6 protein-coding genes are annotated in these 11,931 nt (G+C 72.9%); 5 read left to right on the top strand and 1 reads right to left on the bottom strand.

The genetic code is table 11. From position 1 onward, the window contains the following. Positions 1-73: 73 nt before the first annotated feature. The 4 genes from ACIPFH_RS24285 to ACIPFH_RS24300 all read left to right on the top strand — a co-directional run bounded on the left by ACIPFH_RS24285 (position 74) and on the right by ACIPFH_RS24300 (position 5,046). On the top strand, positions 74-1,900 hold the full coding sequence (locus ACIPFH_RS24285; RefSeq protein ID WP_401829320.1) for a gamma-glutamyltransferase family protein: 1,827 nt from the start codon (positions 74-76) through the stop codon (positions 1,898-1,900). Between the two features lie 149 nt (positions 1,901-2,049). Next, positions 2,050-2,907: an inositol monophosphatase family protein gene (locus ACIPFH_RS24290; RefSeq protein ID WP_401829321.1), complete on the top strand. Its 858-nt coding sequence runs from the start codon at positions 2,050-2,052 to the stop codon at positions 2,905-2,907. 181 nt (positions 2,908-3,088) lie between these two features. Then, complete coding sequence (locus ACIPFH_RS24295; RefSeq protein WP_401830206.1) at positions 3,089-4,501, top strand: phytoene desaturase family protein; 1,413 nt, start codon at positions 3,089-3,091, stop codon at positions 4,499-4,501. A 35-nt stretch (positions 4,502-4,536) separates the two neighbouring features. Then, positions 4,537-5,046 (top strand): O-acetyl-ADP-ribose deacetylase, encoded by a 510-nt coding sequence (locus tag ACIPFH_RS24300; RefSeq protein WP_401829322.1) that lies wholly within the window; start codon positions 4,537-4,539, stop codon positions 5,044-5,046. Between the two features lie 204 nt (positions 5,047-5,250). Here the strand turns inward: ACIPFH_RS24300 and ACIPFH_RS24305 are convergent, their stop codons facing one another. After that, positions 5,251-7,203 (bottom strand): M1 family aminopeptidase, encoded by a 1,953-nt coding sequence (locus ACIPFH_RS24305; RefSeq protein ID WP_401829324.1) that lies wholly within the window; start codon positions 7,201-7,203, stop codon positions 5,251-5,253. Between the two features lie 522 nt (positions 7,204-7,725). Between ACIPFH_RS24305 and ACIPFH_RS24310 the strand changes: the two genes are divergently transcribed. Beyond that, positions 7,726-11,913, top strand: a complete 4,188-nt coding sequence (locus ACIPFH_RS24310; protein WP_401829326.1) for a molybdopterin-dependent oxidoreductase — start codon at positions 7,726-7,728, stop codon at positions 11,911-11,913. Positions 11,914-11,931 lie beyond the last annotated feature (18 nt).

The raw sequence follows: 11,931 nt of genomic DNA on the forward strand, positions 1-11,931 counted from the left end.
ACCAGGGCAAATAGTGCGGACCGCGCCGGTCGTACGATCGCCGGACCGGCTGTCGCGCAGTGAGGAGCGTTCCGTGTTCACCACCCGCCCCACCCTCCAGGGCACCTTCGGCATGGTGTCCTCCACGCACTGGCTGGCCTCGCAGTCGGCGATGGCCGTCCTGGAGGGCGGCGGCAACGCCTACGACGCGGCCGTGGCCGGCGCCTTCGTGCTGCACGTCGTCGAACCGCATCTCAACGGGCCCGCGGGCGAGGTCCCCATCCTCCTCGCCCCGGCCGACGGCGAGGTACGGGTGCTGTGCGGGCAGGGGGTGGCGCCGGCGGGCGCGACGGTCGCCCACTACCGGGCGCTCGGCCTGGACCTCGTCCCCGGCACCGGACCGCTGGCCGCGGCCGTGCCCGGCGCGTTCGACGCCTGGATGCTCCTCCTGCGCGACCACGGCACCAAGTCCCTGGACGACGTGCTGAAGTACGCCATCGGGTACGCCGAACACGGGCACGCTCCCGTGGAGAACGTCGGCGCGACCGTCGAGACCGTGCGGGAGCTGTTCGAGAAGGAGTGGACCTCGTCGGCGGAGGTGTATCTGCCGGGCGGGAAGCCGCCCCGTCCCGGCGCACTGCTGCGCAACCCCGCGCTCGCCGCCACCTGGAAGCGGCTGCTCGCCGAGACCGCCGGGGCGGGCGACCGGGAGGCGCGGATCGAGGCCGCGCGAGAGGTGTGGCGGACCGGGTTCGTCGCCGAGGCACTCGTCCGGCAGGCCGCCCAACCCACCCTGGACACCAGCGCAGAGCGTCACACCGGCACCCTCACGGCTGCCGATCTCGCCTCCTGGTCCGCGTCCTACGAGGCGCCGGCGACGTACGACTGGAACGGCTGGACCGTGTGCAAGGCCGGCCCCTGGAGCCAGGGTCCGGCCCTCCTCCAGCAGCTCGCCCTGCTCCCGCCCGAACTGCCCGCGTACGGCTGCGCCGACTACGTCCATCTCCTGATCGAGGGCTGCAAGCTCGCCATGGCCGACCGCGAGGCCTGGTACGGCGACGCGGCCGAGGTCCCGCTGGGCGAGCTGCTCGACGCCGGCTACAACGCGGACCGGCGGCGGCTGATCGGTGACAAGGCGTCCTACGAGCTGCGGCCCGGCTGCCCCGGCGGGCGTACCCCGCGGCTGAGCACGCACGCGTACACGGTCGCCACCGACGACCCCGCCTTCAGCCCCATGGGCGCCGGCGAGCCGACGGTCGCCAAGAGCCCGGCGTCCCCCGTTCCCGGCGAACCGGAGGTCGGGGCGGAGGGCGCGACCCGTGGGGACACCTGCCACCTCGACGTCGTCGACCGCTGGGGCAACATGGTCGCGGCCACGCCCAGCGGCGGCTGGCTGCAGTCCAACCCGGTCGTGCCCGAGCTGGGTTTCCCGCTCGGGACCCGGCTCCAGATGACCTGGCTGGAGGAGGGGCTGCCGAACTCGCTTACGCCCGGCCGCCGACCCCGCACCACCCTCACCCCCTCGATCGCACTGCGGGCAGGGGTGCCGGTGCTGGCGTTCGGCACGCCCGGCGGCGACCAGCAGGACCAGTGGCAGCTGCACTTCCTGCTCGCCGTCGCCCTGCGCGCGCGGGTACGCGGCGGCCTCGACCTCCAGGGCGCGATCGACGCCCCGAACTGGCACAACGACGGCTTCCCCGGTTCCTTCTACCCGCGCGGCATGCGGCCGGGCAGCGTCACCGTGGAGTCCCGGATGCCGACGGAGGTGGTGGACGAGCTGCGGCGGCGAGGCCACGACGTCACCGTCGCAGACCCGTGGTCCGAGGGCCGGCTGTGCGCGGTCGCCCGCGACCCGGACACCGGGGTCCTGCTCGCGGCCGCGAACCCGCGCGGGATGCAGGGGTACGCGGTCGGCCGCTGACACGGCGGCACAATCGTTTCTCCCGGACGGCTGCGCGGCGGGTCGCCCGCACCCGTGCGTGGTGGCCGCTCTCCTCTTCTTCATCCCGATTCCACCCGGGATGCACCGGGCGGGCGGGGATTGTCAGTGGGGCGTGCTCTCATGGAGGCATGATCGAACACACGGAAACCATCGACGAGTTTCTCGCCCGCCACTCGGCCGACGTGGAGGAGGCGGTCCGCAAGGCCGCCGCGGCCGAGATCATGCCCCGCTTCCGGCAGCTCGCCGCGCACGAGGTCGACCAGAAGAGCGGACCGCACGACCTGGTGACGGACGCCGACCGCAACGCCGAGCTGTACCTCACGCAGGCCCTGTCCGCCCTCCTGCCCGGCTCGGTCGTCGTCGGCGAGGAGGCGGTGCACGCCAACCCGGCCACCTACGAGGCGATACAGGGCGACGCGCCGGTCTGGATCGTCGACCCCGTCGACGGAACACGGCAGTTCGTGCGCGGCGAAGACGGCTTCTGCACCCTGGTCGCGCTCGTGCGGCACGGCGTCCTGCACGCCTCCTGGACCTACGCTCCGGCCCGCGACCAGCTGGCCACGGCCGTCCGCGGCGGCGGTGCCTTCCTGGACGGCGAGCGGCTGTTCGCCGGCCCGCCCGAGCCGGGACGCGACCTGCGGGTGGCCACCTCCCACCCCGACTACACGACCGACGAGCAGAAGCGTGCCCTGCTCGCGCTGTGGACGGACGGGGTCGCACCACGCGCGTGCGGATCGGCCGGACTCGAGTACCTCGCCATAGCCCGGGGCGAGTCGGACGCCACGGCGTTCTCCTGGGAGGCCGCCTGGGACCACGCGGCCGGACTGCTGCTGGTCGAGGAGGCGGGCGGCGCCCACCTCACCCTCACCGGCGAGCCGTTCCGCGTCACGGGCGGCAACTCGCTGCCGTTCACGGCGGCCCGGGACGCGGCCACAGCCCGACGGGTGGTGGGACTGCTCTCGGGCGCCGGGCCCCTGACACGGTGAGGCATCCCGCGGAGCGGCCGCTCCGGGTGGAGGCACCCCCCGGGGGCGGTTCGATCGAGGCGGCGCGCGGTGTTTCGAGGGCCCCGCGCCGCCGGTCCTGTCGTACCCCCGGCATATCCTGCTTGCGGGGGCCACCGGTCTACGGAGGTCACCGGCTGACGAAGGGGTCGAAGTGCCGTCGATGCTCGATGCGGTCGTGGTGGGAGCGGGGCCCAACGGGCTGACCGCGGCGGTGGAGCTGGCCAGACGCGGCTTCTCCGTGGCGCTGTTCGAGGCGCGGGACACCGTGGGCGGGGGAGCCCGCACCGAGGAACTGACCCTGCCGGGCTTCCGCCACGACCCGTGCTCCGCCGCGCACCCCCTCGGCATCAACTCACCCGCGTTCCGCGCACTGCCCCTGGAGCGCTACGGCCTGGAGTGGCTGCACGCCGAGCTGCCGATGGCCCACCCCTTCCTCGACGGCAGCGCCGCGGTGCTGTCGAGGTCGGTCGCCGAGACGGCCGCCTCCTTCGGGCCGCGCGACGCCGGCGCGTACCGCCGTCTGGTCGAGCCCTTCCTGCCCAAGTGGGACACGCTGGCCCGCGACTTCATGTCACTGCCGCTGACCGCGCTGCCGCGCGACCCGGTCACGCTGGCCCGCTTCGGCCTGGCCGGCCTGCCCCCGTCCACCTGGCTCAACCGCCGCTTCCGTGACGAGCGGGCCAAGACCCTCTTCGCCGGTCTCGTCGGGCATGTCATGGCCCCGCTGAGCGGGTTCGCCACCGGCGCCGTCGGACTGGTCTTCGCCCTCGCCGCGCACGCCCGCGGCTGGCCGGTGGCCCGCGGCGGCTCCCAGTCCCTCTCGGACGCCCTCGCCGCCTACCTCGAGGACCTCGGCGGCAGTGTCCACACCGACTACGAGGTCAAGCGCCTCGACGACCTGCCCCCGGCCCGCGCCTACGTCTTCGACACCTCTCCCACCGCGCTCGGCCGCATCGCCGGCTTCGGCAACTACTACGAGGGGTACCGGTACGGACCCGGCGTCTTCAAGATCGACTACGCGCTCGACGGCCCGGTCCCGTGGACCGCGAAGGAGGCCCGCGCCGCCGGGACCGTGCAGATCGGCGCGGACAGCGCGGAGATCGGCGCCGCTCTGCGAGCGGCCTCCCGGGAGGGCCGGGCACCCGACAGGCCCTTCATGATCACGGTGCAGCCCAGCGTCGTCGACCCCTCGCGCGCCCCGGCCGGCAAGCACGTCTTCTGGGCGTACGGCCATGTGCCCAACGGCTGGACCGGCGACCTCACCGACGCCATGGAACGCCAGCTGGAGCGCTTCGCGCCGGGGTTCCGCGACCGGGTCCTCGCCCGTGCGACCGCGGGCCCCGCCGAACTCGCCGCCCGCAACGCCAACTACGTGGGCGGGGACATCGCCACCGGCGCGGTCTCCGGGCTCCAGATCCTGTTGCGGCCCAAGCTGACCGCCTTCCCGTACGCCACTCCGCACCCGGCCGTCTTCCTCTGCTCCTCGGCGACCCCGCCCGGCCCGGGGGTGCACGGCATGTCGGGCCACAACGCGGCGAAGGCGGTGTGGCGCCGGCTGCGGCAACAAAGGTGAGCGGTCGGCCGGTTCCCGTTGGTATACACACGCTCATGACCACGATCACCCTCGTCCAGGGCGACATCACCCGGCAGTCCGTGGACGCCGTCGTCAACGCGGCCAACTCCTCACTGCTCGGCGGTGGTGGCGTCGACGGCGCCATCCACCGCCGGGGCGGCCCCGCGATCCTCGCCGACTGCCGCCGCCTGCGCGCCTCTCACTACGGCAGGGGCCTGCCCACCGGCCGGGCGGTCGCCACGACGGCGGGTGAGCTGAACGCGCGCTGGGTGATCCACACCGTGGGCCCCGTGCACCAGGGGCCCGGCAGCGATCCCTCGCCGCTGGCCTCCTGCTACCGCGAATCGCTGAAGGTCGCGGACGAACTGGGAGCGCGTACCGTCGCGTTCCCGGCCATCTCCGCCGGGGTGTACGGCTGGCCGATGGCGGATGCCGCCCGGGTCGCCGTCGCGGCGGTGCGGGCGGCGGAGACGGCGGTCGAGGAGGTCCGGTTCGTGCTCTTCGACGAGCGGGCGTACCAGGCGTTCGACGAGGCGATGCGCTGAGCCGGCGTGCCGGTCTGTCGGGTGTCTCGCTGAGCCGGCATGCCGCTCTGTCGGGTGTCTCGCCGTGCCGGTGTGCTGCTGTGCCGGTGATCCGCCGATCGGCGGGTCGCCGGGTGGGCTGACCGGCGGGTGCGTGAGGACCGGCGAACGGGGCCGCGGGTAACGCCGGACGGCGTTACCCGCGACCCCCGATGGGTGACAGGATCAGCCCTCGATGCGGTGGGTGGTCCAGAACGACGTCAGGTCCGTGGTCGTGGCGGCCTGGGCGGCCGTCTTGAACTCGGCCGTGGTCGAGACGCCGTACCAGTGCGAAGTGGCGTAGTCCTTCAGCAACTTGGCCATCGCGGTGTCGCCGATGAGCCGGCGCAGGTCGTGCAGGGCGCACTTGCCGTAGCCGTAGACGACGGTGGAGTAGCGGGACGAGTGGGTGTCCCAGTAGGCCATCGAGTTGGTGATCTTCTCCGCCGACGAGGCCCACGAGACGCTGCTCCAGCAGCTGGTGCCCGTCTTGCCCAGCGCCAGGTCGGTGGCGTAGTCGGTGAACGACTCGTCCAGCCAGGGGCTGTTGTACTCGTCGTCGCCGACGATCCCGTACCACCACTGGTGGCCGATCTCGTGGGTCAGCGCGGTCGTGCTGACCAGGTCGAGGACGAAGCCGGGGTACTCCATGCCGCCGAACCAGAAGTTGTTGTCGATGACGGCGTCCAACTCGCCGTACGGGTAGGCGCCGAAGCGGGAGGAATGGGCGTCCACGGCGGTCTTGGCCGTGGTGAGCATCGACTGGGCGTTGGCGGCGCTGATGCCCGAGACGGAGTAGACGTTGATCGGGGTCCCGGCGGTCGAGGTCCCGGAGATCTTGCTGAACGGGCCGGCCGCCCAGGCGAAGTCACGCACCTTGGAAGCGGTCGCCGTGGTGATGGTGCGGCCGCTGGTACCGGCGGCGTCGACCGAGGCGCCGGTGGCCGGCACCAGCAGTGTGGTCGGGTGGTCGAGCGTCACCTTGAAGTCGGCGGCCAGTGAGTAGAACGACTCGCCGTTGTTCGTGTACGGGTCCAGGTGCCAGCCCGCCCCGTCCTTCACCGCCAGTACGGGCAGCGCGTTGCCGATGAAGCTGAACGCCCCGTCGTAGCCGAACCGGTCGGCCCCGCTGGGCACGGTGATGCCCAGGTCGAAGCCGATCGTGGCGCTCTGCCCCTGGGCGAGGGGGGCGGCGAGGGTGATCTGGAGGGCCGTGCAGCCGACCGAGAGGGCGCCCGCGGTGCCGCCGGTGACGTTGCTGACCGCGATCGGCATCGATGCGCAGGTGCCGTGGTAGTTGTCCCAGAGCCGCAGGTACACCTCGGTGAGCGCGGTCGCGGCGGCGTTGGTGAAGGTCGCGCTCTCGTGACCGGTCCAGGCCGTGCCGGCCGTGTTGCCGGTCAGACTGACGGTGTACGACGGTGCCGCCGGGGTGCGGGTGGAGTCGGCGGGCGGTGCGGTGTCGCCCGAGGTGTTGAGCGCGATGTCGTCGAGGACGAAGCTCGACTGGAGGCTGGAGTCCTCGGTTCCGGTGAAGGCGAGGCTCACGGTCTGGCCCGCGAACGCCGACACGTCGAACGACTTCTGGACGTAGCCGGTGTTCTTGTCGAGGTTCGAGTACGTGGCCAGCGTCGTCGTGCCGATCTTGGCCGTGAGCTTGTCGTACGCGGTGGACGAGGTCGTCTCGGCCGTGTCGATGTGCAGCCAGAACGTGAGGGTGGCGGCGGCGCACCCGGACGGGATCGTGACGCTCTGCGCGAGCGTGTCGGTGTGGGTGCCGCCCACGCCGTCCAGCCAGGCGAAGGCGGTCCCGCCGTGCGCGGTCTGGCCGGTGCGGCTGGTGATCACGCCGGTCGAGGACTGGGTCCACGGCGAGGTGCCGCTCTCGAAGCCACCGTTGGTGATCACCTGGGCCGGGGTGCAGGCGTCGGCCGCGGCGGCTGCCCTCCCGGGCGCGGTGACGCCCGCTGGGGCGGTCCCGTCCGGTACGACGGCTGCCGTCGGGGCGCCGGTCCCGGGCGCGACCGCGGCGGTCTTCTCCGGCGCGGCTGTCGCGGGCGAGGCGGGGAGCGAGACGGCGGCCAGCGCGGCGAGGGTGAGTGCGCTCGCGGCGAGGGCCTTGCGGGGGGTGGGTCTCACACGTGGCTCCTTTGCGGCGGCCGGGTTTCCGGCCTGCTCGGTGGCTGTCCCCGACGGCGTGGGTGTGCCGGAGGGCGGTGCGCGACGGCTGCCGGAAGCCTGACAGATTTGACGCGGTCATGCCATCCGGGATTGGCAAAGGGTCACCGCCGGAACCGGACGCAACGCCCCCGCTCGCAGCGCCGACACGAGCCTCGTACGGGCCCGGCGGGCCTCTGCGAGGAGACGGAGGATGCCCCCCCGTACGGCCCGGGGCGACCCGCGCAACGGCGACGGAACGTCCCCCTCACGAAGACCGGAACGTGCCCCGCATGGACACGAAACGTGCCGGTTCACGGCCCCGGGTAGCCTGCCCCCCGCGGGACGGCAGCTGCCCGCTCACACCAGCCCGCCCCCCGCTGTGCGCCGGGCTTAACTCCTGGCGGCCGGTCCGGGAGACACCTGTGTAATGCACGGTTCGTACCGTCGCAGAGGCTTGCAGAGGCTCTCACCAGGCCGATCGTCAGAAGGAAAGGGGCGCCCGTGGCCGCGTTGGACCCGCCGACCGACAGCGCGACCACGACGAAGGTGCGCACGGTCTGCTCGTACTGCGGTGTGGGCTGCGGCATGGTCCTCGACATCGGCAGCGGACCGGACGGGCGCCGTACGGTCCTGAAGGCGTCCGGGGACAAGCAGCACCCGGCGAACTTCGGCCGGCTGTGCACCAAGGGCGCGACCACCGCCGACATGCTCGCCGCGCCCGGCCGGCTGGCCGGCGCCCTCGTCCGCCCGTACCGCGGCGAGGAACCGGAGCCCACCCCCGTGGACGCGGCGATCGCCGAGACGGCACGGCGGCTGCGGGCGATCGTCGACGAACACGGCCCCGACGCGGTCGCCCTCTATGTGTCCGGTCAGATGAGTCTCGAAGCGCAGTACCTGGCCAACAAGCTGGCCAAGGGCTACCTACGCACCAACCAGATCGAGTCGAACTCCCGGCTGTGCATGGCGAGCGCCGGAACCGGTTACAAGCTCTCCCTCGGCGCCGACGGGCCGCCCGGTTCGTACGAGGACCTCGACAGGGCGGACGTCTTCCTCGTCATCGGCTCCAACATGGCCGACTGCCACCCGATCCTGTTCCTGCGGATGATGGACCGGGTGAAGGCGGGCGCCAAGCTGATCGTCGTCGACCCGCGCCGCACCGCCACCGCCGCCAAGGCCGACCTGTTCCTCCAGGTCCGGCCGGGTACCGACCTCGCCCTCCTCAACGGCCTGCTCCGCCTCCTGCACGACGGCGGCCACACCGACCCCGACTTCGTCGCCGCGTACACCGAGGGCTGGGAGGCCATGCCGGAGTTCCTCGCCGACTACGCGCCCGCGACGGTCGCGGAGATCACCGGCATACCGGAGAGCGACCTGCGCGAGGCCGCCCGGCTGATCGGCGAGGCGGGGGAGTGGACCAGCTGCTGGACCATGGGCCTCAACCAGTCCACGCACGGCACCTGGAACACCAACGCGCTGATCAACCTCCACCTCGCGACCGGCAGGATCTGCCGCCCGGGCAGCGGCCCCTTCTCCCTCACCGGTCAGCCCAACGCCATGGGCGGCCGGGAGATGGGTTACATGGGCCCGGGGCTGCCCGGCCAGCGCTCCGTCCTCGTCGACGGCGACCGTGCCTTCGCCGAGGAGCTGTGGGGGCTCGAGCCGGGCACCATCAGGGCGGACGGCGTCGGCAAGGGCACCATCGAGATGTTCCGGAAGATGGCCGACGGCGACATCAAGGCCTGCTGGATCATCTGCACCAACCCGGTGGCCTCCGTCGCCAACCGCAGGACGGTCATCGAGGGGCTGGAGGCCGCCGAGTTCGTCGTCGCGCAGGACGTCTTCGCCGACACCGAGACGAACGCCTACGCCGACGTCGTGCTGCCGGGCGCGATGTGGACCGAGACCGAGGGCGTCCTGATCAACAGCGAGCGCAACCTCACCCTCGCCAGGCCCGCCGCCGACCCGCCCGGCGAGGCCATGGCGGACTGGCGGCTCATCGCGGCCGTCGCCCGCGCCATGGGTTACGAGAGCGGGTTCACGTACGACAGCGCCGAACAGATCTTCGAGGAGATCAAGCGCGCCCACAACGCGCAGACCGGTTACGACCTGCGCGGAGTGACCTACGACCGACTGCGTGCCACGCCGGTGCAGTGGCCGGCCGCCACCGCGGACGGCCCCGACCGCAATCCGATCCGGTACGTGAACGACGACGGCTCGCTCACCTTTCCCACGCCTTCGGGACGCGCCGTCTTCCACCCGCGTCCGCATGTGCCGCCCGCCGAGATGCCGGACGACGACTACCCGTTCTTCCTGAACACCGGCCGCCTCCAGCACCAGTGGCACACCCTGACGAAGACCGCGAAGGTGGCCAAGCTCAACAAGCTCGACCCCGGCCCGTTCGTCGAGGTGCACCCCGAGGACGCGGCCGCGCTCGGCCTCGCCGACGGCGATTCCGTCGAGGTCGCCTCGCGGCGCGGACGGGCCGTGCTGCCGGCCGTCGTCACCGACCGCGTGCTGCCCGGCTCCTGCTTCGCGCCGTTCCACTGGAACGACCTGTTCGGCGAGTACCTCAGCGTCAACGCGGTCACCAGCGACGCCGTCGACCCGCTGTCCTTCCAGCCCGAGCTGAAGGTGTGCGCGGTGTCCCTCACCAAGGTGTCTACGCCGGTCACCGTGCAGCCGCCGCCGTCGCGTTCCCCGGCGCCCGGGAACACGCCGGTCACGGAAGCGCCTGGGGAGGCGCCCGGGACCGTCCTCGTGCCGACCGCCGTCCAGCCGTCCGCGGCCGCGGTCTTCGGTCTGCGGCCGGCCCCGCCGCCGGTCCTGACCGAGCGTGAACGGCAGTACCTGGTCGGTTTCCTCGCCGGTGTCCCGGCCGGGGCCCCCGGCGTACCGGTGCTGCCGCCGGACGCGCCCTTCAGCCCCGAGCACGCGCTGTGGGTCAACGGCACCCTCGCCGGCATGTACTCCCGCACCGCCGCCGCACCCCCGCGGACCCCGGCGCGCCGGGTCGTGATCCTGTGGGCCTCCCAGACCGGCACCGCCGAGGACTTCGCCGCGACCACCGCCGACCGGCTCACCGAGGGCGGTCACACGGCCTCCCTCGTCGCCATGGACGAGGCGGACCCCGCGTCGCTGCCCTCCGACGCCGACCTGCTGCTGATCACCAGCACCTTCGGCGACGGCGACGCCCCCGACAACGGCGCCGGATTCTGGGACGGTCTCGCCGCGCTGGACACCGGCCGCCTGGAAGGCCACCGCTACGCCGTCCTCGCCTTCGGGGACTCCTCCTACGACGACTTCTGCGGGCACGGCCGGCGTCTGGACCGCCGGATGGACGAGCTCGGCGCGGTCCGGCTGGCCCCGCGCGCCGACTGCGAGCCGGACTACGAGACGGAGGCGGAGGCCTGGCTGGACCTGGTGGCCACCGCTCTCCAGGAGGCCACGGAACCGGTGCCCGCGGCCCCCGGCGCGGCCCCCGGCCCCGCCGGGGCGCGGGTGGCGGTCATGGCACCCGCGCCCGCGCCCGCTCCCGTCACGAAGGCCCCGGAGCCGCCCCGCGCCAGGCGCCCCGCCCCCGTCACCGCCCGCCTGACCGGCAACCGGTTGCTGAGCCTGCCGGGTTCCGGCAAGGAGGTCCGCCGCTTCACCTTCGACACCCGCGACAGCGAGACCCCGCTCGTCTACGAGGCGGGCGACGCCCTGGCCGTACGGCCGCTCAACTCCCCGGAAACGGTGGCGGAGTGGCTGAGCGTCACCGGGCTCGACGCGCACACCCGCGTGCACGTGAACGGCGTCGGCGAGATCGCTCTCGGCGAGGCCTTCCTGCGCCACCTCGACATCACCCGGATCACCCCGGCCCTGCTGCGCTTCACCGCCGACCGCACCCGCGACCCGCGTGAACTGCGCAAGCTGCTGCGCCCCGACAACAAGGACGAGCTGGCGAAGTGGTCCTGGGGCCGTCAGGCCGTCGACGTGGCCGCCGAGTTCGGGATCCGGGCCGACGCGCAGGAGTGGGCCGAGCTGCTGGGGCGGCTGCAACCGCGTCTGTACTCCATCTCGTCCAGCCCGCTGACCGATTCCCACCTCGTCTCGCTCACCGTCTCCGTGGTGCGCTACGAGAACCTGGCCGGCCGCCCCCGACAGGGCGTCTGCTCGCCCTTCCTGGCCGACGCCGAGCCCGGCACCGAGGTCGCGGTCCATGTGCAGCGCGCCCCGCACTTCCGCCCGCCGGCCGACCCGGCGACCCCGATGGTGATGGTCGGCCCCGGTACGGGAGTGGCGCCCTTCGTCGGCTTCCTCCAGGAGCGCCGGGCGCGGGGGCACCGGGCTCCCAACTGGCTGTTCTTCGGCGAGCAGCACCGGGCCACGGACTTCTACTACGAGGAGGAGCTGGCCGCCCTCCGCGGCGACGGCACCCTCGCCCGCCTGGACACCGCCTTCTCCCGCGACCAGCGGGCGAAGGTCTATGTCCAGGACCGGATCCGCGAGCACGGCTCGCATCTGTGGTCCTGGCTCCAGGACGGCGCCCACTTCTACGTCTGCGGCGACGCCTCCCGGATGGCCAAGGACGTCGACCTGGCCCTGCGCGACGTCGCCGTCCTGCACGGCGGCCTGAGCGAGCCGGAGGCGGCCGCCTATGTGAAGCAGCTCGCCTCCGACAAGCGGTACGTGCGGGACGTCTACTGACGGAAGTCACCAAAACAA

Origin of the sequence: Streptomyces sp. NPDC088157, from assembly GCF_044741545.1 — a bacterium.
Taxonomy (GTDB): domain Bacteria; phylum Actinomycetota; class Actinomycetes; order Streptomycetales; family Streptomycetaceae; genus Streptomyces.

Excerpts from the sequence above, each read along its gene's own strand:
- ACIPFH_RS24290 (WP_401829321.1), top strand. The coding sequence starts at position 2,050 with ATGATCGAACACACGGAAACCATCGACGAGTTTCTCGCCCGCCACTCG.
- ACIPFH_RS24295 (WP_401830206.1), top strand. The coding sequence starts at position 3,089 with ATGCTCGATGCGGTCGTGGTGGGAGCGGGGCCCAACGGGCTGACCGCG.
- ACIPFH_RS24300 (WP_401829322.1), top strand. The coding sequence starts at position 4,537 with ATGACCACGATCACCCTCGTCCAGGGCGACATCACCCGGCAGTCCGTG.